The 25,256-nt window shown below is 73.4% G+C and carries 8 protein-coding genes; 2 read left to right on the forward strand and 6 right to left on the reverse strand.

Annotated elements, in window-relative coordinates:
* Nucleotides 1–3: 3 nt before the first annotated feature.
* Complete coding sequence (locus AB0F56_RS14340; protein WP_362008683.1) at nt 4–1,806, forward strand: ABC transporter ATP-binding protein; 1,803 nt, start codon at nt 4–6, stop codon at nt 1,804–1,806.
* Nucleotides 1,807–1,911: 105 nt separating this feature from the next.
* On the opposite strand, the gene AB0F56_RS14345 is transcribed toward AB0F56_RS14340, so the two are convergent.
* The 3 genes from AB0F56_RS14345 to AB0F56_RS14355 all read right to left on the reverse strand — a co-directional run bounded on the left by AB0F56_RS14345 (nt 1,912) and on the right by AB0F56_RS14355 (nt 8,651).
* Nucleotides 1,912–2,556 (reverse strand): LysE family translocator, encoded by a 645-nt coding sequence (locus AB0F56_RS14345; RefSeq protein ID WP_362008402.1) that lies wholly within the window; start codon nt 2,554–2,556, stop codon nt 1,912–1,914.
* 175 nt (nt 2,557–2,731) lie between these two features.
* The gene (locus tag AB0F56_RS14350) at nt 2,732–4,447 is read right to left on the reverse strand and encodes an ABC transporter ATP-binding protein (RefSeq protein ID WP_362008685.1); all 1,716 of its coding nucleotides are present in this window, start codon (nt 4,445–4,447) and stop codon (nt 2,732–2,734) included.
* A gap of 133 nt (nt 4,448–4,580) precedes the next feature.
* Nucleotides 4,581–8,651, reverse strand: a complete 4,071-nt coding sequence (locus AB0F56_RS14355) for a hypothetical protein (protein WP_362008404.1) — start codon at nt 8,649–8,651, stop codon at nt 4,581–4,583.
* Between the two features lie 213 nt (nt 8,652–8,864).
* Here AB0F56_RS14355 and AB0F56_RS14360 point away from each other — a divergent pair, with 213 nt between their 5' ends.
* Nucleotides 8,865–9,401 carry a hypothetical protein gene (locus tag AB0F56_RS14360; RefSeq protein WP_362008407.1) on the forward strand — a complete coding sequence of 179 codons (537 nt, stop codon included), beginning with the start codon at nt 8,865–8,867 and terminating at the stop codon, nt 9,399–9,401.
* A gap of 111 nt (nt 9,402–9,512) precedes the next feature.
* On the opposite strand, the gene AB0F56_RS14365 is transcribed toward AB0F56_RS14360, so the two are convergent.
* From AB0F56_RS14365 to AB0F56_RS14375, 3 genes are all read right to left on the reverse strand, one after another.
* Nucleotides 9,513–9,725: an MbtH family protein gene (locus tag AB0F56_RS14365; RefSeq protein WP_362008408.1), complete on the reverse strand. Its 213-nt coding sequence runs from the start codon at nt 9,723–9,725 to the stop codon at nt 9,513–9,515.
* Nucleotides 9,722–23,986, reverse strand: coding sequence for an amino acid adenylation domain-containing protein (locus tag AB0F56_RS14370; protein ID WP_362008411.1), 14,265 nt, complete (start codon nt 23,984–23,986; stop codon nt 9,722–9,724). The genes AB0F56_RS14365 and AB0F56_RS14370 overlap by 4 nt, the downstream gene beginning before the upstream one ends.
* 92 nt (nt 23,987–24,078) lie before the next feature.
* Nucleotides 24,079–25,125: an iron-siderophore ABC transporter substrate-binding protein gene (locus AB0F56_RS14375; protein WP_362008414.1), complete on the reverse strand. Its 1,047-nt coding sequence runs from the start codon at nt 25,123–25,125 to the stop codon at nt 24,079–24,081.
* Nucleotides 25,126–25,256: the final 131 nt, after the last annotated feature.

Here is a 25,256-nt window from a genome sequence, read left to right on the forward strand (position 1 = left end):
ACGATGAACGGACCCGGATCCGGACCCGGCACGCCCGAACGCGAGCTCCTGCCCACCGCCACCGGTGCGCAGACCTTCTCCGTCGTCCGTGAACTCCTGCGCCACCACCGCCTCCTCGCGGTGACGGCGGTGACCGTCCTCGTCGTCGGTACGGGCATCGGGCTGCTGACCGCGCCGCTGCTCGGCCGCATCGTGGACCTGGTCGTGGACAAGAGCGGCGCGGGCGCGCTGACCGTGCCGATGCTGCTCCTGCTCGCGGTCGCCGTCGCCCGGGGCGTCGCGACCGCGATCGGCAAGTCGCTCGTGGCCAGGCTCGGCGAGACGATCCTCGCGGATCTGCGGGAACGGTTCATCGCGCGGGCGCTGCGGCTGCCGCTCGAACGGGTCGAGCAGGCCGGTTCCGGCGACCTGACCTCGCGCGTCACGGGTGACGTCACGCTGATCGCGAAGGCGGTACGGCAGGCGCTGCCCGAGTTCGCCGGCGCGTTCCTCACGATCATCCTGACGCTGGTGGGCCTCACCGTCCTCGACTGGCGCTTCCTGCTCGCCGTGCTCGTGGCCGTCCCGGTCCACATCCTCACGGTCCGCTGGTACATCCCGCGCGCCGCGACCATCTACGCCGCCCACCGGGTGGCGACCGGCGCCCTGCAGCACCAGCTCCTCGACAGCGTCGGCGGCGTCCGTACGGTACGGGCGTTCCGGCTGAACGGCCGGCACGCCGACCTCCTGGAGCAGCGCTCGCAGGCGGCGGTCGGCCTGGCGGCGCGCGGCATGCACCTCGTCTCGGGCTTCTTCTCGCGCCTGAACATCGCCGAGTTCATCGGCATGACCTCGATCCTGCTGACCGGGTTCTTCCTCGTCGACGCGGGTTCGGTGAGCATCGGTACGGCGACGGCGGCGGCGCTGTACTTCCACGGCCTGTTCAACCCGATCAACGCCGCGCTCTTCCTGATCGACGACGCGCAGTCCGCGGGCGCGAGCCTCGCGCGCCTGGTGGGCGTGTCGAGCCTCCCGGCGGAACGGGAGCCCGACAGCCAGGCCGCCGCACCCGTGGACGGCTCGGTGAAGGTCTCCGGCCTCGGCCACTCCTACGTGGACGGTCACCCGGTCCTCACCGCGGTGGACCTGGAGGTCAGGAACGGCGAACGCGTCGCCCTGGTCGGCGCGAGCGGCGCGGGCAAGACGACGCTGGCGAAGCTGATCGCGGGCGTCCACGACCCGGCGACCGGCTCGATCTCCCTGGGCGGGGTCGACGCGCGCGAGTTGGGCCCGGCCGGGGTCCGGCGGGCGGTCACCCTGATCAGCCAGGAGGTCCACGTCTTCGCGGGCCCGCTCGCCGAGGACCTGCGGCTGGCCCGGCCGGGGGCGACGGACGAGGAGCTGCGCGCCGCGCTGACCCACGTCGACGCCCTGGAGTGGGTCGACGGCCTGCCCGACGGCCTCGCCACGGTCGTGGGCGAGGGCGGTCACCGTCTGACGGTGACCCAGGCCCAACACCTGGCCCTGGCCCGCCTCGTCCTCACCGACCCGCCCATCGCGATCCTCGACGAGGCCACCGCCGACGCGGGCAGCGCGGGCGCCCGCGTCCTGGAGACGGCCGCCCTCCGCGCCCTGGAGGGCCGCACGGGCCTGATGGTCGCCCACCGCCTCCCCCAGGCCGCGACGGCCGACCGCGTGGTCGTCCTGGACCAGGGCCGCGTCGTCGAAACCGGCACCCACGACGAACTGGTGGCGGCAGGCGGCCGCTACGCCGAACTCTGGTCGGCCTGGTCCGACAGCCGCCGAGAGCCGGCGGTCCCTGCGTAACGCGTAGAACCCACGGAGTCCCCGTTCCACTCCGGTGAGTGGAACGGGGACTTCGGCGTTACGAAGCGGCACATTCCCTTACGTGACCGCTGACGCGCGCAGGGCTCAGGCCGAGGCGGGCCCGCGAGTCAGGGCCGTGCGCAGCGCGAAGACACCGAGCAGGCCCCCTGCCGCGAACCGCTGAGCGGTCATCACGCGGGGCCGGGCAGCCAGGAAGCCCGACACCCGTGCCGCGCCCAGCATGATCAGAGCGTTCACAGAGAGCCCCACGATGATCTGCACACCGCCGAGCTGGAGCAGTTGCGCCCAGGCCGGACCCGCCTGCGGATCCATGAACTGGGGCAGCAGGGCGGCGTACATGAGAGCGATCTTGGGGTTGAGCAGGTTGGTCAGGAGCCCCATCGAGAAGAGGCGGGCGTCCGAGACGGGAGGCAGGTCCTGGGCCGGAGCGAAGGGTGAGCGGCCACCGGGCTTGAGCATGTCCCAGGCCAGGTAGGCCAGGTAGGCGGCCCCGGCGAGCTTGACCACCGTGAACGCCAGCGGTACGGCGGCGAACAAAGCGGACAGGCCGGCGGCCGCGGCCACCAGGTAGCACACGAATCCCACGGCGGTCCCGCTCAGGCTCACCAGGCCCGCCCTGCGGCCTTGGGTGATCGCGCGGGAGGCGAGGTGGATCATGTTCGGTCCGGGAGTCAGGGCCATGCCCAGTTCGACCAGGGCCACTCCCCCCACTGCGGCCAGGCTGATCACTGTCGACTCCCCCTCGTTCCCCTTGCACCCGGTACCCGGCGTGGGCGAGCCCGGCCGCGACGGACGGCTGCGACGCGCATCGGCGGTGCCCACATCGCGTGCTTCAGGATACGGCCCTGCTCTTCGGCACCTCCGAGCACCTCACGCCAGGCGCCAACGGCCCCGGCCGTGGCGATCAGGTGGCGGCCGTGGCCAGGAATTGGGTGGTGGCCAGTTCGGCGTAGAGGGGGTCGGTGGTGACGAGTTCGCCGTGGGTGCCCACGGCGCGTACGCGGCCCGTGTCCATGACGATGATGCGGTCGGCCATGGTGACCGTGGAGAGACGGTGGGCCACCACCAGGACGGTCGTCGTGCGGGCGACGTCGGCGACGGTGTCGCGCAGCGCGGCCTCGTTGACGGCGTCGAGTTGGCTCGTGGCCTCGTCGAGAAGGAGCAGGCGGGGACGGCGGAGCAGGGCGCGGGCGATCGCCACGCGCTGGCGTTCGCCGCCGGAGAGCTTCGTGCCGCGGTGGCCCACCAGGGTGTCCAGGCCCTTCGGGAGTCGCTCGACCAGACCGTCGAGGCGGGTGGTGCCGACGACTCGGTGCAGGTCCTCCTCCCGCGCGTCCGGGTTGCCGAGGAGGAGGTTGTCGCGGAGGGTCCCCGAGAGGACGGGTGCGTCCTGCTCGACGTAGCCGATGGACGAGCGGAGGTGGGACATCTCCCAGGTGGCCAGGTCGCGGCCGTCGAACGTGATGCGGCCCGCTTCCGCGTCGTAGAACCGCTCGATGAGGGAGAAGACCGTGGTCTTGCCCGCCCCGGACGGGCCGACGAAGGCGGTCATGCCGCGCGGCGGTACGGAGAAGCTCACCCCGTGGTGGACGTACGGCAGATCCTCCGCGTACCGGAACCGGACGTCCTCGAAGGCCAGCGCCGCCGGCTCGGCGTCGGGTTCCGGCAGCGGCGCGGGCTCGGCCGGGGGTTCGGCCGGCAGCCGCAGCGCCTCGCGGATCCGGGCGAGGGCGGCGGCGCCCGCCTGGTACTGGGTGACCGCGCCGACGACCTGCTGGATCGGGGACATCAGGTAGAAGACGTAGAGGAGGAAGGCGACCAGGGTTCCTACGTCGATCGCGTCCGTCGCCACCCGGGCGCCGCCCACCGCAAGGACGGTGATGAACGCGATCTGCATGGACAGGCCGGCCGTGTTCCCCGCCAGCGCCGACCACTTGGCGGCCCGTACGCTCTGCCGCCAGGACTCCTCGGCCGCCGCGTGCACGGCCTGCTCCTCGCGGTGCTCGGCGCCGGACGCCTTGATGGTGCGCAGAGCGCCGAGGGTGCGTTCCAGGGACGCGCCCATCGCCCCGACCGCGTCCTGTGCCTGCCGGCTGGCCCTGTTGATGTGGGGCACGATCACGCCGATCACCGTGCCCGCGGCAAGCACCACGCCCAGCGTGACCGCCAGCAGGACCGGGTCGACCAGGCCCATCATCACCAGCGTCGCGACGAGCGTCAGGCCACCGGTACCGAAACCCACGAGCGAGTCGGTGGTGACCTCGCGCAGCAGGGTCGTGTCGGAGGTGACGCGGGCCATCAGGTCGCCGGGTTCGGTGCGGTCCACGGCGGAGATGCGCAGCCTGAGGAGGTACGACGACAGGGTGCGCCGCGCGCCGAGGACGACCGACTCGGCGGTGCGGCGCAGGACGTACCCGCCCAGCGCGCCGATGCCCGCGTTCGCGACGACCAGCACCGACATCAGCACCAGGGCGCCCGTGATGGGACGGTCGTCCGAGAGCGCGTCGATGAGGTACTTGGCCACCAGCGGCAGGGCGAGCCCGGTGGCCCCGGTGACCAGCGACAGCACCGCCCCGCCGAGCAGCGTCCAGCGGTGCGGCCGGACGTATCCGAGGAGCATGCGCCACGGGGGCGGGTCGGTGTCGGGTTCCTTGAGTGCGGTGGGCGGCTCTGTCGTGGTGGCCACGCTTGCTCCCTCTGGTTCGGTGCGGCGCAACATCAGACGCGTCGGTGGGGTCGATGGTTGACGGTCGTCAGGCCCTGCGGCCCGCCCACGCCCGCTCGAACAGTGTGGGCAGGGGGGCCGAGGGCACCGCGGCCAGGTGGGACGTCGACCGGTGCTCCCTCGCCAGCGGCAGCAGGCCGAGCTTCGCCACCTCGATCGGGAGGCGCGGCGGCTTCCGCTCCTGCCAGGCGCCCGGCAGGAACAGGGAGCGGCCCGCTCGCGCCCGCACCGCGCGCAGCACGCGGCCCGAGGCGCCCAGTTCAGCCTCGGCCGCCTTGAACCGGGTGGGCTTCCACCCGGTCCACGCCTTGACGTTGCGGTCCGACGGGTCCGGCAGGGCGAGCAGCATCAGGTGGAGCGCCGCGGCGTCCTCGCTCAGTCCGTAGGTCGTAGCGCACTCCTCCACGAGCTGCGGCACCGAGCGTGCCGGGTTCTGCTCCCAGCCCGGGGCCCGCTCCCCATCGCCGGTGAGGTGCTCCCCCAGCGCGGCGAAGTCGTCGCTCAGCAGGAGCCGCAGGTCCGCGAGGGCGGGCAGCCCGGACAGGGTGGGCAGCCATTGGGAGGGCAGAACGGCGTCGAGGTACGCGTCCATCGTGTCCAGGAGCGGATCGTCGGCCCCCTTGAGCGCGGCCGGGTCCACCCGGATGTGGCGTACGTCGTACACCGGGTCGGCCTCCTCCGTGACCGCCGGATGCGCGGCGAGCGCCTCGGTCGAAGGGGGCGGACCCATCAGGTAGTTGCTCTGGAGGGAGAAGACGGTGAGCGGTCCCGTGGCCGACGCCATCTCCTCGCGCAGGCGGGAGACGGCCGCGCCCACCACGGGGCGCAGCGGATCGCCGGCCTGGGTGCGGTAGGCGATCCAGGCGGCCGTCCTCGGGAGCGCCAGGACCTGGGGCTCACCCAGCAGGGCCGACCGGTGGGTGTCGAGACAGTCTGCCCCGGTCGCGAGGCGGCCGAGCAGGGCAGGCAGTCGCAGGTGGGGCCACCAGGCCCGGGAGTCGCGGCTGTGCACGCGGTGGAGGGCGCGCTCGCCCTTGGGTAGGAGGGTCTCCTTGGTGGCGGAGATCAGCAGCGCCGTGGGTACGGGAAGGGGCGCGCCCAGCTCGTGCGCCCACCACTCGGCGGCGCGGTCGACGTCGGGGCCGGTGGTCCACAGCTGTTCGGGGTCGTCGGGGAGCAGCTTGTCGTAGAGCGTCGTGACGAACCTGGGGGCGAGTGCGGACGCCAGTGCGCCGGCGGCCTCGTCCGCTTCCTGCCGCCGGATGTTCCAGGGCTCCATGTCGGCGCTGGGGTGACGGGAGAGAAAGCCGTCCTCGTCTTCGAGTTGGTGCGGCGCGCAGGGGACGTGCGCCATCAGCAGAACGGTGGCCTCCGCCACGGTGAGGCCGAGCCGCGCGGCGAAGGCCTCCGCGAGCTCGGGGCGGGCGGGCGCCGGACCACGCTCGCGGTACAGCTCGGCGAAGCGCGCGAACCAGGCGCCGGGACGGACCGGCTCCAGCACATGGGCGCGCGTGAGCTTCAGGCCCGCGGGGGCCAGTGGACCGTCCTCGGAGAAGGAGCCGTCGGGGGCGTACTCCCACAGCATCCGGTGGGACTTGCCACCGCCCAGGACGACGGAGGCGGACGTCGCCGTGCGGAAGACCTTCCCGGGGAGGGGCAGCTGAACGTCCGTACCGTCCTCGGGCGCCTCGCAGCGGCCGATCCGCCAGCGGCCCGGTTCCCCGGCGAGGAGGGGGTGGGCGGCGTATGCCCGCAGCGACCGGTCCGTCCGGCCGCCGGCCCTGGCGGAGACGGCGCTCAGGGCGAGCGGCGCGGCGCAGGCGTGCGTGTGACGGAAGCTGTTGTCACGGGGAAGGTTGTCGAACGTGGCGTCGGGCCGCGCCGGATCGCCTCCCCAGACCGTGGTGCCGTGCTCGGCGAGCCGCACCAGCCGACGGCTCATCCGGACGTCCGGATCGTCCGACTCCGCCTCGGGCGAGGGCGACTGCTCGGACGTCGGACGGTCCTCCTCCGGGGTGAAGCGCCGGACCAACCGCTCGAGCCCGTCACGGCAGTTCGCGGCCATGACCAGGGAGCGTGCGGCCAGGCTGTGGATCGGTTCGCCCAGCTGCGGCAGTGCTTCCAGGATCGGTCCGCGATTGACCCCTCGTACGCCCTCGTCGTCGACGTGGTACGGCTCGAGCCTGGCCACCAGCTCCTCCACCTGCTCACGTGTGACGGTGTCGGGCAGTTCGGCCATCAGCAGCGGCATGACGTCCACCGCCGCGAACTCCGCGGCGGCGTCCGCGTCCTTGAGGAGCAGGTCCGTCGCCACGCCCACGTGCGCGTAGCGGCCGAGCAGCAGGATCAGCTCCTCGAAGTCGACCCCGGCGCGCAGCCTCGCCCGCTCACAGTCGGACCAGGCGCGGATCTCCTCGTGCCCGATCGGGTTGTCGAAGAGCGCGGGGATCTGCTCCCAGCCCTTGGTGGCCTGCGGCTGGTACCACCTGTTGGTCGCCTGGCTCCCGGTGGTCATCTCCAGGTCGGCCCGCACCCGCGCCCGCAGTTCGCGGGCGAAGCGCGCGTCGGCCCGCAGGTACTCCAGCTTCGGCCGGCGGACGAGGTGGAGGTGGTACAGCTCCGAAGGGCCGAGGAGCGCCGGCGGGTCGGCGACCGGGGCGCCGTGCTCGAGGAGCAGGTCGATGAGGTCGAGAGGGGTCCTCCTGTCGGTCCGCCGGGCGAAGGTGTCGTACGAGAACTCGACGGGGACACCGTCGGCGGCCAGCCGCGGCGCGATCCTCTCGGCGATCTCGTACATGACCCGCCAGGGACCGTTCCGCTGGCTGTTCACATCGACGCACTCGGACAGCCAGGCGGCGGCCTCGCCGGCCGGCAGCCCGTCGGCCTCACCACTGAGCAGGGCCAGCGCACCGCTGCGTTCGAGCAGTTCCCGCCACAGCTTGGCATTCTCGCTGAACCACCTGGGCCGCAGCTCCAGCACCTGACGCACCGCCTCGGGGGCGTGATCGCCGAGGAGGTCCATGGCGGAGCCCTTGAAGCAGTCGGTCCAGAACTTGTCGTCGCCCAGCGAGATGGCGCCGACCGCGCACACCTCTCCCAGCAGCGTGGCAAGTTCCCGCTCGGGTTCGAGACCGGCAGCCCTGGCGATCTTGCGTACGTCGGCGGCCAGCTGCGGGTACAGCTCCCCCGAGGCCTGGACGCGGCGGATGACCACGTGGCGGAAGCCGGCGAGGTCCGCCCCGGTCGCCACGCCCTTGACGGCCAGGTCGCGAGCCCAGGCACGCAGAACGGTGGCGGAGAGGGCCTTGCCCTCGGCGTAGGCGAGGTAGCGGCCCGCCAGCCACTTCCGGTCGACCTTGTGCGCCTGCGTCCGCTCGGCCGTGCGGGCGCGCCCGAACCAGGCGGTGGCCGTCTGCTGCTCGTCCTTCGCCAGGGCCAGGTCGGCCAACTCGTCGAGGAGGGTGACCATCAGCGCGGGAGCCGACTCCTCCAGCTCACGCAGGATCACGTCGACGTCGTACTTGAAGAGGAACCTCCACCCGCTCGTGCGGTCCTGCAGGGCGATGAGCTTCTGGGCGGCCAGCTCCTCGTATCCCGGGTGCGCGGCGACGACCCGCTCGGGGAACGGCAGTTCCCCGTCGGAGGGGTCCGGAATGCCCGTGGAGAAGCAGCCGTCCGGCTCCCAGCCCTCCTCGCGCATCAAGCGGTCGCGGTACGGGACGAGTTGTTCGGGAAGCAGCAGCGTGAGCGTGCGGCCGTCGAACCCGGTGTACGTACGCGCCCACAGACCGCCGTCGCCCCGATCGTCGGCGAGGTCGACGGCCTCGGACTCAAGAGCCTCCGCCCAGAGCCGATCGGCATCGGCGAGCGCGCGCGGGACGCGCGCCCCGGCCTGCGCCCATGCGCGCGCCCGCTGCCGGCACGCCTCGCGCTGCTTCTTCAGCTGCGTCCAGGTCTTGAGCATCAGGCCGAGCTCCGGTGTTCCGGAGAGGGGTTCGGGGACGTTCTTCACCTTCCGCCCCTGGGGATTGCGGTAGACGACCTCCAGGTCGTCCGTCAGTTCCGCGGTGTAGCCGCCGTTCTCGACACGCGTGCCCATGCGCCGGTCTCCCCCGTGCTGTTGATCGTTACCCCCAACGCTACGCGGCGTCACTGACATCACCGCCCGTCCCCCTCCCGCGCACCTCCCCGTACTTCTCGCGCCCATGCCCGGAGGGGAACTTCCCAGGTCGTTCGCGCGTTGCGGAGGGCGTTCCGATTGTTTGGTGTACGTGACAACGACGGCATGGTCGTCGGGGGAAGTGAGCAACCGATGGCCATGGTGGGCCTGTTCTGGATCGCCGAAGGCGATGTGTACGTGGGCGCGAAGCCGGCCGGTCTGGCTCCCGGGGTGCGGCTGACCCCCGAGGGCGTGCTGGCCCTCGGGGACGGGCAGTCGCGCCTTTTCCTGTGGGAGGACGTGCGGGCCCTGACGATGTCGGCCGTCCCCGTGAAGACCCTGAAGCGGCAGATCGGCGCGGTCACGGAGATGGCGCTCGACACGGTGGTGAACCTCGCGATGCCGGGCGGCCCGGGGCCGTCCAACAGCGGCCCGGCGCTGATGACGCTGCGGCTGGAATCACAGGACGGCGAGGAAGAGCTCCCGGTGTACGCGGCCGCCGCCGTCGGCTACTCCGCGGCGGAGGCCGACCTCTCCCAGGCGCTCCTGTCCCGCCTCACCGACGGCGCCGCGACGATGGCCACCACGCTGGCCGCGATGGCCGAGTGGGGTCGCACATGGGACGAGGGGTCGTCGCCCCGGGTGGCGCAGCGGGAGGAGCTGCTCCGGAGCTGGGTGGACACCCTCTAGGACCCCGTCCTCAAGAGACCTCTCGGACCCCGTCCTCAAGAAACGCCGCCGCCCGTGGAGAGTGCTCCACGGGCGGCGGCGTCTCTGTGTCCCGGGGGTCCCGGGGTCCGGTCAGCCCTGCTGGGCGGTGGCGAGGCTCGCCGGGCGCAGGTCCTTCCAGTTCTCCTCGACGTACGCGAGGCACGCCTCTCGGGTGTCCTCACCGAAGACGGCCCGCCAGCCGGCGGGGACCTCGGCGAACGAGGGCCAGATCGAGTGCTGGTTCTCGTCGTTGACCAGGACCAGGAAGCTGCCCTGCGGGTCCTCGAACGGGTTGGTGCTCATGCGTGGTCACTCCTTGTGGACATGGTGGTGAAAAGCTCCGAGAGCGGCTGTTCGGGGTCGGCTGCCACACTACGCAGCAGCCTCTGCAGTTCGTCGGCGAGCCTCCGCGCCTTCGCGGTGCCGATCAGGTCGGTGGCGTGGATCAGGCCGCAGTGGACGGGCCCGTCGCCCTGCGGTTCGTAGAAGCTGAGGGTCAGATCGGCGCGGGTGGAGCCGGTCGGTACGGCTTCGAGGGAGCCGATGCCGCCCTCCAGCCGCTCCAGGTCCGCCTGCTCGTGGTGGATGACCATGACCTGCGGGCCCTTCGGCGGCAGTCCGGTCGCCCGGACGACCTCCTCGAACGGGACGTCCTGCCGGTCGAGGGCGCTGAGCGTGGTCTCCCGTACGCGGGACAGCAGCTCCGCGAAGGTCGGGTCGCCCCCGGTGTCCGTGCGCAGCACGACCGTGTTGAAGAAGCAGCCCACCAGGTCGGCCAGCTGGTCGTCCGTACGGCCCGCGACCATCGTGCCGATGGGCAGGTCCGTGCCCGCGCCATGGGCGGTGAGGGCCGCGGCGAGCGCGGAGTGGAGCACCATGAACATGCTGGTGCCGGTCGCCCGGGCCAGCTCGTCCACGCCCGCGTGCAGCTCCTCGTCGAGGACGAAGCCGACGTGGTCCGCGCCGGGCGCGCCCGCGCGGCGCGGGCCGTCCGCCGGGAGGGCGATCCTGGGCGGGACGTCCTCCAGCGCCTTGGTCCAGTAGCCGAGTTGGCGGCCGCCCAGGCTCTCCGGGTCGCCCAGGTCGCCGAGGACCTCGTGGGCCCAGTGGGCGTAGTCCCGGTACGAGACCGGCAGCGGCTGCCACTCGGGGGCCCGGCCTTCCGTGCGGGCCTGGTATGCCGACGTCAGGTCGCGGAAGAGCGGTACGACCGACCATTCGTCGACGACCAGGTACTGCATGGTGAGCAGCAGAGCCTGCTCCCCCGTGCCGGCGGTCAGGAGGTGGGCGCCGAGCGGTGCCTCGCGGTCGGCTCGGGGCGCGCCGGCCGCCAGTTCGGCGAGGCGTGCCTCCAGGGCCTCCGGGTCGTCGCACGTCTCGGTCCGCAGGGCCAGGGGCTTGGCCCGAAGCTGGTACAGCGTGCCCTTGTCCTCGCGGTACCGGGTGCGCAGCGGTTCGTGGCGCTCGGCCACGTCGGTGAGCGCGGCGGACAGCGCGGCGGCGTCCAGGCCACCGGGCGAGCGCAGCACCAGCGCGTGGTCGAAGGCCGCCGCACGCTCGCGACCGTAGTGGGCGTCCCACTGCCAGCGCTGCACCGGCGCCGCCTCGGCGAGCCGCTCGGGGCGGTACGCCCCGGTCCGCAGCGCCGGGCGGGCCGTGGCCGCGCCCTTGAGCTTGGCCTCGATGCCGGCGACGGTCAGTGCGTCGAAGACGTCGCGGATGCTCAGCTCCACACCGAACTCGGCGCGGATCCGGCCCAGGAGCCGCATCGAGGCCATGGAGTGGCCGCCGAGCGCGAAGAAGTTGTCGTGGACGCCGACCTTCTCCAGCTTGAGGATCTCGCCGAACAGTTCGGCGAGGTGGGCCTGTGTCGCGTTGGCGGGCTGCGCGTCGCCGGTCATCGCCGCCCAGTCCGGTACGGGCAGCGCCTTGCGGTCCAGCTTGCCGTTGGGGGTCAGCGGCAGCGGTCCGTCGAGCGCGATCACGAGCGCCGGGACCATGTACTCGGGCAGCTGCCCGGCGACATGGGCGCGCAGGTCCTGCGGATCCACCTCTCCGGCCTCCGGCACCGCGTAGCCGACCAGGCGGACGATGTCGCCGTCGCGGTCGGGCACCACGGCGGCCTGGGCGACCGAGGGGTGTCCGGCGAGCGCGGCCTCGATCTCGCCCAGCTCGATGCGGAAGCCGCGGACCTTCACCTGGGTGTCGACGCGCCCGAGAAAGTCGAGGTTGCCGTCCGCGCGCCAGCGGGCGCGGTCACCGGTGCGGTACATCCGGCTGCCGGGGGCGCCGAACGGGTCGGCGACGAACCGCTCGGAGGTCAGCGGGGCCTTGCCGAGGTAGCCGCGGGCGAGGCCGCGGCCTGCCACGTACAGCTCGCCGACGACGCCCGGCGGGACGGGCCGCAGGTGGTCGTCCAGGACGTAGCAACGGGTGTTGGGGTCGGGCCGGCCGATGGGCACCCGGCCGGACGGGCGGCCGCCGTGCTCCCGGGAGGCCCACAGCGTGGAGTTGACCGTCGCCTCGGTGAGTCCGTAGGCGCAGATCAGGTGGGCCGTGGCGCCGAACCGCTCGAACACGTCCGGCGGCACCGTCTCCGTACCGACCAGGACGGTCGATCCCTCGGGCAGGGCGCAGCCGGGCGGCAGCGCGGAGACCAGGGACGGCGGCAGGATCATGTGGCTGATCGCGTGCTCGGCCAGGAAGTCGGTGAGCGCCGGGCCCGCGACCCGGGCCTCGTCCGTGATGAGGACGAGCCGGCCACCGTGGCAGAGCGCCATGGACAGTTCGAAGGCGAAGACGTCGAAGCCGATCGAGGCGAACTGCAGGACGTGGCTGTCGTGTTCCAGGCCCATGCGGTCGACCGCAGTGGCGACGAGGCTGGCGATGCCCTCGTGCGGGACGACGACGCCCTTGGGGCGTCCGGTCGAGCCGGAGGTGTAGATGACGTACGCGGCCTGGTCGAGGTGGACCGGCGCCGTCTCGACGGCGCTCTCGGGCAGGGCGGCCAGTTCGGCGGCGACCGACGGCTCGTCGAGCAGCACCACCGGTGCGCCCGCCACCTGCGGGATCTTGCCGGCGACCGGCTCGGTGCCGACCACGAGCGCGGCCCGCGAGTCCTCGATCATGTACGTCAGCCGGTCGGCCGGGTGGACCAGGTCGAGCGGCAGGAACGCGGCGCCCAGCTTCAGCGCGGCGAGCACCGTGGCGACCATGTCGACCGACCGGGGCACGGCGACACCGACCACGCTCTCGGCTCCGGCGCCACGCGCCGCGAGCAGCCGGGCGAGCCGGTTGGCGCGCGCGTCGAGCTCCGCGTACGTGACGGTCCGGTCGCGGTCCACGACGGCGACCGCGTCGGGGCGCTCGGCGAGCCGCGCCGCGAACAGGGCCGGGAACGTTTCCTCGTCGACCTCGCGGGCGGTGCCGTTGAAGCCCTCCAGGACCAGGTGCCGTTCGCCGCCGGCCAGGATCTCGGCCCGCGACACGGGCTCCTCGGGTGCGGCGACGAGGGCCGCGACGAGCGCCCGCAGGCGCACGCCGAGGCGCTCGACGGTCTCGTGGTCGAACAGCTCGGTGGCGAACTCCAGGCGGCAGGCCAGGGATCCGGTGGAACCGTCGGCCGGGGTGTGCTCGGTGAAGCTGAACACCAGGTCGAACTTGGCGGACCGGATGCGGAACGGCACGTAGTCGGCGCGCAGGCCGGGCAGTTCGAGGCCGTCGCCGGTACGGGCGTGGTAGCCGACCATCACCTGGAACAGGGGGTTCCGGGAGAGCGAGCGGGTCGGGTTGAGCTTCTCCACGACCGACTCGAACGGCACGTCCGCGTGCGAGAACGCGGCGAGGTCGGTCTCCCGGACGCGGGCGAGCAGCTCGGTGAAGGACGGATCGCCGCTCAGGTCGGTGCGGAGCACGAGGGTGTTGACGAAGAAGCCGACCAGGTCGTCGAGGGCCTCGTCGCCGCGCCCCGCGATGGGCGAGCCGAGCGGGATGTCCGTACCGGCGCCCATGCGGTGCAGCAGCGCGGCCACGGCGGCGTGGACGACCATGAACATGCTGGCGCCGGTCTCGCGGGCGAGCCGCTTCAGGCCCTCGTGGACGTCGGCGTCGAAGGCGATGTCCAGTTCGGCGCCGGAGAACGCCGGGCGGGCGGGCCGGGGCCGGTCCGTGGGCAGCTCCAGCTCCTCGGGGGCGCCGTCCAGGGTCGTACGCCAGTACTCCAGCTGGCGGGCGGCCAGGCTGTCGGCGTCCGCCGGGTCGCCGAGCAGACGCTGCTGCCAGAGGGCGTAGTCGGCGTACTGGACGGGCAGCGGCTCCCACTCCGGTGCCGCGCCGGCGAGGCGGGCCGCGTAGGCGGTGGCCAGGTCGCGGAGGAACGGGCGGTCCGACCACTCGTCGGTGGTGATGTGGTGGAGCAGCAGGACGACGACGTGGTCCTCGGGGGCGAGGCCGATCACCGTGGTGCGCACGGGCAGTTCGGTGGCGAGGTCGAACGGCCGGTTGACGAGCGTCTCCACCAGGTCGGGGACCTGGTCCTCGGTGACGTCGTGGATGCGCTCCACAGGCTGCCAGGCGCGGTCGGCGGGCAGCACCCGCTGGAACGCCTGGCCGTCGCGCTGCGTGAAGACCGTGCGCAGGGCTTCGTGGCGGGCGGTCACATCGCCGAGCGCCCTGGCCCACGCGTCGGCGTCGAAGGCGCCGCGCAGCCGCATGACCAGCGGGAAGTTGTACGCGGCCGAGGTGCACTCGATCTGCTGGATGACCCAGAGCCGCTGCTGGGCGTGGGAGAGCGGCAGTTCGTCGGGCCGCTCCCCCGCGGTCAGGGCCGGCCGCGAGGCACTGCCGGCGCGGTCCGCGCGCTCGACGAGCTCCGCGACGGTCGGCGCCTCGAACAGGTCGCGGATGGCGAGTTCGGTGTCGAGGGCGGTCCGGGCGCGGCTGACGAGCCGGGTGGCGAGCAGCGAGTGGCCGCCGAGCTCGAAGAAGTCGCTGTCGATGCCGACGCTGCCCTCGGGCAGGCCGAGGATCTCGGCGAAGAGGGCGCAGAGCGTCTCCTCGCGCGGGGTGCGCGGGGCGCGGCTGGTGCCCGAGCCCGCGAAGTCCGGGGCGGGCAGGGCCCGTACGTCCAGCTTGCCGTTGACGGTGAGCGGCAGCGTCTCCACCGGGACGAGCGCGGAGGGGACCATGTAGTCGGGCAGCCCGGCCTTCAGGTGCTCGCGCAGTCGCTGGATCAGCTCCTCGCCCGGCTCCGTGCCGGCCTCCGGCGCGAAGTAGCCGACGAGGCGCTTGGTGCCGGTGCTCTCGTTGACGACGACGGCGGCGTGGGCGACCTCGGGGTGCGAGGACAGGGCCGTGGAGATCTCGCCGAGCTCGATGCGGTAGCCGCGGATCTTGACCTGGTCGTCGGTGCGGCCGAGGAAGTCGAGGAGGCCGTCGTACCGCTCCCGTACGAGGTCGCCGGTGCGGTACATCCGCTCCCCGGGCTCGCCGAAGGGGTCGGCGACGAACCGTTCGGCGGTCAGGCCGGGGCGGTCGTGGTAGCCGCGGGCCAGGCCGGTGCCGGCGATGTACAGCTCGCCGGGGCAGCCGGGCGGGACCGGGCGCAGCATCGCGTCCAGGACGTAGGCGCGGGTGTTGCGGATGGGCCTGCCGACCGTGGGGGTGCGGCTGTCGGTCGTCGAGCCGCCGAGCGTGTTGATGGTGTACTCGGTCGGCCCGTACAGGTTGTAGCCGTACGTGTCCGGGGTGCGGGCCAGCGTCGACCACACGGTGTCGGAGACGGCCTCGCCGCCGAGCAGGACAAGCGCGGGGCGGTGGTGCCCGGGGCCCGACTCCTCGTCCTGGAGCAGGCCCTCCTCGATGAGCAGCTGGGCGTACGTGGGCGTCACGTTGACGACGTCGATCTCGTACCGGTCGCAGTAGGCGACCAGGGCCTCGGCGTCGCGGCGCAGCTCCTCGTCGCACACGTGGACCTCGTGGCCCTCGACGAGCCAGAGCAGCTCCTCCCACGACATGTCGAAGGCGAAGGAGACGGTGTGCGCGATGCGCAGGCGCCGCCCGCCGGCCGAGGCGATGGCCGGGTCGAAGATCTCCTTCTGGTGGTTGAGCTGCATGTTCGTCAGGCCCCGGTAGGGGGTGACGACGCCCTTGGGCCGGCCGGTGGAGCCGGAGGTGTAGATGACGTACGCCGGGTGCTCGAGCCGGTCGGCGACGTCGTGGGCGAAGGCGGGCCGCTCGGCGTCGGTGATCTCCCCGCCGGGCAGAGCCGCCAGCTCGGCGGCCACGGCCGGGTCGTCCAGGAGGAGTTCGGGCGCTCCGCCGGGTCCCCGCAGGGTCGGCGCGACGGCCTCGGTGGAGACCACGCACAGCGGTCCGGTGTCCTCGATCATCAGCCGCAGCCGGTCGGCCGGGTGGTCCAGGTCGAGCGGCAGGTAGGCGGCGCCGGTCCGCAGGACGGCGAAGAGGGCGGCGACCATGTCGATGGACCGGGGCAGCGCGAGCGCCACGGCCTTCTCCGGGCCCGCGCCCCGGGCGAGGAGCAGGCGGGCGATCCGGTTGATGTGCGCGTCGAGTTCGGCGTACGTGAGGGACCGCTCGCCGAAGACCAGGGCCACCGCGTGCGGGGTGCGGGCGACCTGGGCCGTCAGCATGTCGGCGATGGTCTCGTTCGGCACGGGCTCCCGGCTGCCGGCCCACTCGGCCGTCAGCGAGGCGCGCTCCTTCGGCAGTAGCAGGTCCACGGCGACCGTGCGAGCGGTCCGGGCGTCCGGGGCGGCGAGCAGCTCGCCGATCCGCTCCAGGACGGCCGTGAACCGGGCCAGGATCGTGGCGGACGCCTCCACGTCGAAGAGGTCGGGCCGGGCGGCGAGGGTGACCCGCAGCCGGGTCTCGGGGGTGACGATCAGGGTGAGCGGGAAGTGCGTGCCGTCGACGTTCGACACGTCGGTGATGCCGTGGCGCTGCCGGAGCGCGGCGGCCCGGTCCTCGCCGTCGGCGGAGCGGAGCACGAAGAGGGTGTCGAAGAGACGGCGGTGCCCGGTCTCCTGCTGGAGCGTGCCGAGGCCGACGTACTCGTACGGCATGACGGCGGCGCGCTCGGACTGCATGCGGCGCAGCAGGTCGAGCAGCGGCTCGTCCGGGGCGAACGCGACCCGGGCCGGGATGGTGTTGAGGAACATGCCGATGATGCCCGCGACCTCGGGCACCTCCGCGGGCCGGCCCGCGACCGCCGTGCCGAAGGCGACGTCGGAGCGGCCGGTCATGGCCGAGAGGACCAGGCCCCAGGCAGCGTTGAGGACCGTGTTGAGGGTGAGGCCGTGCTGCCGCGCGAGGCTGCGCAGCCGGTCGCTCGTCTCCCGGGACAGGACGGCGTCGAGGTCGGCCGGGAGGACCGGGCCCGCGTCGCGGCCGGTCGGGGCGACCAGGGTCGGCTCGTCGAAGCCGGCGAGCGCGTCGCGCCAGGCGCCGAGGGCCCGGGTCGTGTCCTGCTGGTCCAGCCAGGCCAGGTAGTCGCGGTACGAGCCGGGGGCGGGCAGTCCGGTGGTGTCGCCGGCCCGCTCGTAGAGCGTGAACAGCTCCTCCAGGAACAGCCACGCGGACCAGCCGTCCCAGAGGATGAGGTGATGGGTGACGACGAGCCGGTCGTGCCCGTCGCCGAGCCGGATGAGGTGCAGGCGGCAGAGCGGCGGCGCCGACAGGTCGAAGCGCTGCCTGCGGTCGGCGGCGAGCAGCTCGTCCATCCGGACGGTCCGCTGCTGGGGCGAGAGTCCGCCGAGGTCGGTGACCGTCAGCGGAATCTCGGCGCCGTCGGCGATGAACTGCACGGGCCGGGGCAGGCCGTCGCTGGTGAAGCCGGCGCGCAGGCTCGCGTTGCGCTCCAGGAGCGCCCGGCCGGCGGCGCGCAGCCGGTCGGCGTCCAGCGCGGTGTCGAAGTCGAGGGTCTCCTGCGAGAGGTAGACGTCGAGGGCGTCACCGGTGTCGTACGTGGCGTGGAAGTACATGCCCTCCTGGAGCGGGGAGAGCGGCCAGACGTCGGCGACCGGGAGCCCGGCCACGGCCTCGACGCGGGCGGTCTCCTCCTCGGTCAGTTCGAGGCCGCCGAGCGGCGCGGGGGCCTCGGGCTCCGCCGGAGCACCGGCGGTCAGCTGGTCGAGCAGCGCCTTCAGGGCCGGGTCGACGGCGGCGCCGGACTGGGCCTGGGCGGCGAGCATCGCCTGCAGGGCGGCGGCGGCCTGCCCGGCGTCGGCGGCGGACACGGTCACCGCGGCCGCGGGCGCCTCGGGGGCGGTCTCGGCGGCGGGCTCGTCCGGCACCTGCGCGGCCGTCGCGGCGAGCGTGGCGGGCGTACGGTGCTCGAACACATCGCGCGGGCTGATGGTCAGTCCCCTTTCACGGGCCCGGGTGGCGACGGAGATGGAGCTGAGGCTGTCGCCGCCGAGCATGAAGAAGTCGTCGTCGGCACCGATCCCCGGGAGGCCGAGGACGTCGGTGAAGATCTCGCACAGGGCGCGCTCCCGCTCGTCGCGGGGCGCGCGTCCGCCGGCCCGGGGGGCGACGGACGGCGAGGGCAGGGCGTTCTGGTCGAGCTTGCCGCTGGGCGAGAGCGGCAGCTCGGCGAGGGTGATGACGGCCGTCGGGACCATCGCCGCGGGCAGCGCCTCGGCGAGCGCCCGCTGGAGCGCCTCGGCGTCCGGGGCGGCGCCGGGAGCCGGCACCGCGTAGCCGAGGAGGGCGCCGTCGCGGACGATCACGGCGGCGCGGGCGACGCCCTGGAGGGCAGCCAACGCGGCCTCGATCTCGCCCAGTTCGATCCGGTTGCCGCGCACCTTGACCTGCCGGTCGGTCCGACCGAGGTACTCGACGGCGCCGTCCGCGCGCCGGCTGACCAGGTCGCCGGTGCGGTACATCCGGGCGCCGGGCTCGCCGAACGGGTCGGCGACGAACCGCTCGGCGGTCAGGCCGTGCCGGTCGTGGTAGCCGCGGGCCAGCTGGACGCCGGCGAGGTACAGCTCACCGGGGACGCCGTCAGGGACGGGGCGCAGGAAGGAGTCGAGGACGTACAGGCGGGTGTTCCAGACGGGCCGGCCGATCGGTACGGCGAGCTCGGTGCCGCCCTCGTACGGGAAGTACGTGACGTCGACGGCCGCCTCGGTCGGTCCGTACAGGTTGTGCAGCGGCACGGGGCCCGTGCCGCGCCGGGCGGTCAGCTCCGACCAGCGGCGGGCGTCGGGGCCGGTGAGGGCCTCGCCGCTGCAGAAGACGCGGCGCAGGCTCGCGGCCCACTCCGGTGCGCCGGGGGCGGCCTCCATGACCTGGACGTACGCGGCGAGCATCGACGGCACGAAGTGCAGGGTGGTGATCCGCTCGGTACGGATCAGTTCGGCGAGGTACGCCGGGTCGCGGTGGCCGTCGGGCCGGGCGAGGACGACGGTCGCGCCCTCGATCAGCGCCCAGAAGAACTCCCAGACGGAGACGTCGAAGCTGGACGGGGTCTTCTGGAGCACCCGGTCGTCGGCGTCGAGCCCGTACGCGTCCTGCATCCAGGCGAGCCGGTTGACGATCGCCCGGTGGGTGACCGCGACGCCCTTGGGACGGCCGGTGGAGCCGGAGGTGTAGATCAGGTACGCCGGGTGGTCGGGCCGGGCGTGGACGACGTCGGTGTCGGGGACCTCCTCGGCCGGCCCGTCCACCAGGACGTGTTCCAGGTCCGCCGCCGCGCCGGGCAGTCGTCCGGACGCCTCGGCGGTGGTGAGGACCGTACGGGCGCCGGAGTCGGCGAGCATGAAGGCGACCCGGTCGGCGGGGTAGTCGAGGTCGACGGGCAGGTAGGCGGCGCCCGCCTTGTGCACGGCGAGCAGCGCGACCATCAGCTCCGCGGAGCGGGGCACGGCGACGGCGACGAACCGCTCGGGGCCCGCGCCGCGCGCCCGCAGCCGCCGGGCCAGGGCCTCGGCGCGCCGGTCCAGTTCGGCGTACGACAGGGTGGTGCCCTCGAAGACGACGGCGGGCGCGGCGGGCGTCCTGGCCGCCTGCGCGGCGAAGAGGGAGGCGAGGGTGGCGTCCCCGTCCGGCAGCGAGTGCGTGGTGGCGTTGAGCGCGGCGAGGCGCTCGGTCTCGCGCTCGGAGAGCAGCCCGACGCGGGCGACCGGGCGGTCGGCGTCGGCCACCAGGGTCCGGAGGAGAGCCTCGAAGCGGTGGGCGATGACGGCCACGGCGAGCTGGTCGAGGCGGGCCGCGTCGTACTTGAAGCGCAGCGCGAGCCCGTCGCCGCCCTGCTCGACGATGAGCGCGAGCGGGTAGTGCACGGCGTCGAAGACCTCGGCGCCGCTGAGGCGGAGCGCCTCCGGGTCGGCGTCCGTGGCGAGGTCGCCGGTCGGGTAGTTCTCGAACACGACGAGGGTGTCGAAGAGTTCGCCGCCGCCGGCGCCGCCCGCGATCCGCTGGATCTCGGCGAGGCCGAGGTGCTGGTGGTCCAGGAGCCCGGCGTGCTCGTCCTGGACGCGCAGCAGCAGCTCGGCGAGCGACTCGCCGGCGCGCAGGGTGACCCGGGCCGGCACGGTGTTGATGAACAGGCCGACGGCCGCGTCGAGGCCCTCGACCTCGGTGGTGCGGCCGGAGACGGTGGTGCCGAAGACGACGTCCTGGCTGCCGGTGAGACCGCCGAGGAGCAGCGCCCAGGTCCCGTTGACGACGGTCGAGAGGGTCAGTCCGTGGCTGCGGGCGCGGGCCGTGAGGTCGGCGGTGAGCGACTCGGGGAGCCGGACGTCGACGTGCTCGGGCAGCGCGACGGGCGCGCCTGCCTGGTCGCCGGTGGCGAGGGCGGGCAGCCGGGTCGGGCCGTCCAGACCGGCCAGGGCGTGCCGCCAGGCCTCGCGGGCGGCGTCCAGGTCCCGGCTCGCGAGCCAGGCCAGGTACGGCTGCGGCGCGGGCGGCTCGGGCAGGGTCTCGCGCCGGTAGGCGGGGTTGAGTTCGCGGAGCAGGACGGAGACGGACCAGCCGTCGGCGATGATGTGGTGCAGGGTGAGCAGCAGCCGGTGGCGCTGCCCGTCGCGGATCAGGGTGGCCCGCATCAGTGGCGGGCGGGCGAGGTCGAAGCCCTCGGCGCGGTCCTGCCGCAGCACCTCCGCGAGCGATGTACAGGCGGTGTCGGCCTCACTCCACGGCAGTTCGGCGTGGTCGGCGAGGCGCTGGACGAGCTGGCCGCCGGGAAGCTGGCGGAACGCGGCGCGCAGCAGCGGGTGCCGGTCGAGGAGCAGCTGGAGCGCGTCCTTGAGCCGGGCCGGGTCGACGGTGCCGCCGAGGTCGAGGAGCTCCTGGACGACGTAGAGGTCGGCGGCGTCCCGGTCGAACTCCGCGTGGAAGAAGAAACCTTCCTGGAGCGGGGAGACGGGCAGCGCGTCCTCGTCGAGAGCGGGCACGACGGCCCGGGAGGAGGCCGCGGGGGCCGCGGCCGAGTCGGCGGTCCGGGCGAGCGCCGACACGGTCCGCTGGCGGAAGATGTCGCGCGGGGTGATCGCGAGCCCGGCCTCGCGGGCGCGGTTGACCAGCTGGATGGCGACGATGCTGTCGCCGCCCAGCTCGAAGAAGCTGTCGTGGACTCCGACCGCCGGCAGCCGCAGCACCTCGCCGAAGAGCGCGGCGAGCGCGGTCTCGGCGGGCGTCGTGGGCGCGTCGCCGCCCGCCGTGGCGGTCCACCGGGGCTCGGGCAGGGCCCGGCCGTCCAGCTTGCCGTTGGGCGTCAGGGGCAGCGGCCCGTCGAGGCGCACCACGGCTGAGGGGACCATGTAGTCGGGCAGCGCCTCGGCGATCCGGGTGCGCGCCGCGGCGACGGCGGCCTCGGGGTCCGTACCGGCCTCGGCGACCAGGTAGGCGACGAGCCGCTTGGCGCTGCGGTGGTCCTCGCGGACCAGGACGGCGGCCTGGGCGATGCCCTCGCAGGCCATGAAGGCGCTCTCGATCTCGCCGGGCTCGATGCGGTGGCCGCGGATCTTGATCTGGCCGTCCGAGCGGCCGAGGAACTCCAGGTTGCCGTCGGCACCCCAGCGGACGCGGTCGCCCGTGCGGTACATCCGCGCGCCGGGCTCGTCGGCGTACGGGTCGGCGACGAAGCGCTCGGAGGTGAGGCCGGGCCGGCCGAGGTAGCCGCGGGCGAGGCCGCGCCCGGCGACGTACAGCTCGCCCTCGGCGCCGACCGGAACGACCCGGAGCGCGGAGTCGAGGACGTAGGCACGGGTGTTGGGGTCGGGTTCGCCGATGGGCGCCGGGCCGGGACGGTCGGTGGTGGCGACCCAGAGCGTGGAGTTGACGGTGGCCTCGGTGAGCCCGTACGCGACGACGACCTGGAGCCGCCCGTGCCAGCGGGCGATGAGCTCGCTGGGCACCGCTTCCGTGCCGACGATCAGGACGGCGCCGTCGGGCAGCTCGCACTCCTGCGGCAGGGCCGAGACGAGGGACGGCGGGAGGATCATGTGGGTGGCGCGGTGCCGGCCGATGTACTCGGTGAGGGCGGGCCCGGCGACGCGGCGCTCGGTGGGGACGACGATGATCCGGCCGCCCACGCAGAGCGACATGATGAGGTCCCAGACCGTCACGTCGAAGCCGACGGAGGCGAACTGGACGACGCGGCTCTCGGCGGTGATGCCGATGCGTTCGGTGGCCGTGGCGACGAGACTGCCGACGCCGTCGTGGGAGACGACGACACCCTTGGGCCGGCCGGTGGAACCCGAGGTGTAGATGACGTACGCGGCCTGGTCGAGCGCGATCGCCAGGTTCAGGTCCGAGGCGTCGAGGGCGGCGCACTCGGCGGCGACCGACGGCTCGTCGAGCAGCAGGTGGGTGACGCCGGCGGCGTCCGGCAGGGCGGCGGACAGCTCGTGCGTGGTCACGACCGTGCGGGCGCCCGCGTCCGCGAGCATGTACGCGATCCGGTCCTGCGGGTGGTCGGCGTCCAGCGGCAGGTAGGCGGCGCCGGTCTTCATCACGGCGAGCAGCGAGACGACGAGTTCGGCGGAGCGCGGGACGGCGACGGCGACGACGTCCTCGGCGACGACGCCCCGGGTGAGCAGGAGCCGGGCCAGTCGGTTGGCCCGCGCGTCGAGTTCGGCGTACGTCAGCTCCACGTCCTCGCAGACGAGGGCGACGGCGTCGGGGGTGCGGCGGACCTGCTGCTCGAAGGCCTCGGGCCAGGTCAGCTCGGGCGAGTCGCAGGGGGCGACGCCGAACTCGCCGAGGATCCGGGACCGTTCGGCGGGCGAGGTCAGTTCGATGTGGCCGACCGGCCGGTCGAGGTCCTCGGTGAAGGCGTCGAGGAGGGCGAGGAAGCGGGTCTCGTGGCCCCGGAGGGTCTCCTCGTCGCAGACGGCGGCGTCGGCGTCGAGGTGGACGCGCAGGCCGCGCCCGCCGTCGCACTCGGCGAAGCTCAGGGCCAGGTCGCTGACCGGGCCGAGCCAGACCGGTTCGAGCTCGGTCGCGTGGTCGCCGAAGCGGAGGTCCTCGGGGCGGGGCAGGACGTTGACGGTGGGGCCGACGAGTTCGTTGACACCGTCGGGCAGGCCCAGCTCCCTGGCCAGGTCCTCGGCGCGATAGCGGCCGTGGGCGACCGCCTCGCCGACCGTGTGCCGTACGGCGGTGAGGAGTTCGGCGCCGGTCGTGCCGGGGCGGACGGCCAGGCGGAGCGGCACGATGTTGGAGACCATGCCGGGGACCTCGGCGGACGCGGCGTCCTGGCGGGCCGCGATCGGCAGGCCGAGGACGAGGTCCTGCTCGCCGCTGACCCGGTGCAGGTAGGCGGCCACGGCGGCGACGAGGACCCGGGAGACGCGGGTGCCGGCGCGCTCGGCGGCGGCGTTCAGGCGGCCGGTCCGCTCGGCCGACAGCTCCGAGGTACGGCGCAGCCGCCGGGTCATGGGCAGCGGGGCGCGCTCGACGAGGCGGACGGGTTCGGCGCGGCCGGCCATCCGGTCCAGCCAGTAGGCGCGGTCGTCCTGGTGGGCGGCCGAGGCCCGGTAGGCGCGGTCGGCGTCGACGAGGCGGGAGAGCGCCCAGTCGCGGGGCGCGGGGGCCAGGTCGCCGTCGGTGTAGAGCTCACCGGCGCGGCGGGTGACGAGGGCGACGCCCATGCCGTCGGTGACGATGTGGTGGTACCGCTGGTACCAGAGGACGTGGTCGTCGGCGAGGCGCAGCAGGGCGTGGCCGAAGAGGGGGCCACCGGCCAGGTCCACGGGTCGCTCGCGGTCGGCGGCCATCCACTCGGCGGCCTCGCGCGCGGGGTCCGCGGCGCCGCGCAGGTCGACGACGGGAAGGTCGAAGGGGGCGGGGGCGGGCGTCTGACGGGGGACGCCGTCCTCGGCCGTGACGCGCACGTGCAGGTTCTCGGCCTCGCCGACGGACTGCCGCACGGCGGCGGCGAGACGGTCGAGGTCGACGTCGCCGCGCAGGTCCAGGGCGAACACGATGTTGTAGGCGGAGCTGTCCGGGTCGATCTGCTGGGCCAGCCAGATGCCGGACTGCCCGCCCGTGACGGGTGTTCCGGAAGCGGACGTCCGGTCCGACGCGACGTCAAACATCGTTCGAATGGGCCTTTCCCTGGTGGTACGTCAGTGAGGCCCGCCCGTCCGCGAGAGCTCGGCGGACGGGCGGGATGCCGGTGTGACGGCTCTTACTTGATGGCCGCGATCAGCGGCTCGACCTGGTCGATGGCGTACGGGATCGACAGGACGGTGTTGAAGGAGAACGCGGCGCCGATGTCCGGGTCCTGGTAGGGCACGAACAGGTCGCGCTTCTCCGAGTTGACCTTGAGCTTCTTGTAGAGCGGCTCGGCCTTGATGCGCTCGTTGGCCTCGGTGCTGGAGGTGACCCAGACCAGCCGGTCGACGTCGAGGACGTTCAGCTTCTCGGCGCTCAGCTCGGCGACGTTCCAGCCCGGCTTGGCCAGGGTGTCGATCTCGGGCTTCAGCTTGAAGCCGAGCTCGTTGAAGAAGATCGCCTTCGGGTCGGTCTTCGTGAAGGCCGAGTACTTGCCGGCCTCGAAGCTGTCGGCGACGGCGATGGTCTTCGTCGCGAACTCGGGGTGCTTGTCACGGACGGCCTTGAAGCGGGCGTCGATGTCGGTGATCAGCTTCTCGGTCTCGGCGGTCTTGCCGAGGGACTTGCCGATCTGCCGCGTCATGACCTGCCAGGACGCTCCGTAGTCGGGGAGGTCCTTGGGCTGGGCGACGACCTTGGTGAACTTGGAGAGCGTGTCGTACTGCTCCTTCTTCATGCCCGAGTACTGGGCGATCACCAGGTCGGGCTTGAGCGCCGCGATCTTCTCGATGTTGTACTCGTCGCGCTCGCCGACGATCTCCGGCTTCGTGGACCCCCACTTGTCCTTCGTCCACGGCCACTTGCCGTACGGCGTCTCCTTGAACCAGTCCACCGCCCCGACCGGCTTGATCCCGAGCGCCAGAACCGCGTCCTGGTCCGACAGGCCCAGGGTGACGACCTTCTTCGGCTCCGCGTCGATGGTCGTGCTGCCGTACTTGTGCTCCACGGTCACCGGGAAGGCGGTGGACGCGGAGGGCTTCGCCTCGCCCGAGGACTTGGACTCCGCCTTCTCGCTGCCGCCCCCACAGGCGGAGAGCGCGAGCGCGGCGACGGTGGCGACGGCCACCCTGGGGACGTATCTGACGAAGCGCGTCAGAGAGGGGCGCGTACCTGTGGACACGGATGTTCCTTTCACGGGGATGACACAGTGCGTGCCTCGCCCGCCGCGTACGACGACGCGAGGCGGCGGGTGGGGCGAGTGGGGGCTTGAGGAAGGGTCCTGGGGAGGAGGGGCCCCTCGGCCGACGGTGC

The sequence above is a fragment of the Streptomyces sp. NPDC026092 genome (genome assembly GCF_040638605.1).
Taxonomy (GTDB): Bacteria; Actinomycetota; Actinomycetes; order Streptomycetales; family Streptomycetaceae; genus Streptomyces.

Coding starts and splice junctions, on each gene's coding strand:
- AB0F56_RS14355 (WP_362008404.1), bottom strand. CDS start 8,651: ATGGGCACGCGTGTCGAGAACGGCGGCTACACCGCGGAACTGACGGAC.
- AB0F56_RS14340 (WP_362008683.1), top strand. CDS start 4: ATGAACGGACCCGGATCCGGACCCGGCACGCCCGAACGCGAGCTCCTG.
- AB0F56_RS14370 (WP_362008411.1), bottom strand. CDS start 23,986: ATGTTTGACGTCGCGTCGGACCGGACGTCCGCTTCCGGAACACCCGTC.
- AB0F56_RS14365 (WP_362008408.1), bottom strand. CDS start 9,725: ATGAGCACCAACCCGTTCGAGGACCCGCAGGGCAGCTTCCTGGTCCTG.
- AB0F56_RS14350 (WP_362008685.1), bottom strand. CDS start 4,447: ATGCTCCTCGGATACGTCCGGCCGCACCGCTGGACGCTGCTCGGCGGG.
- AB0F56_RS14360 (WP_362008407.1), top strand. CDS start 8,865: ATGGCCATGGTGGGCCTGTTCTGGATCGCCGAAGGCGATGTGTACGTG.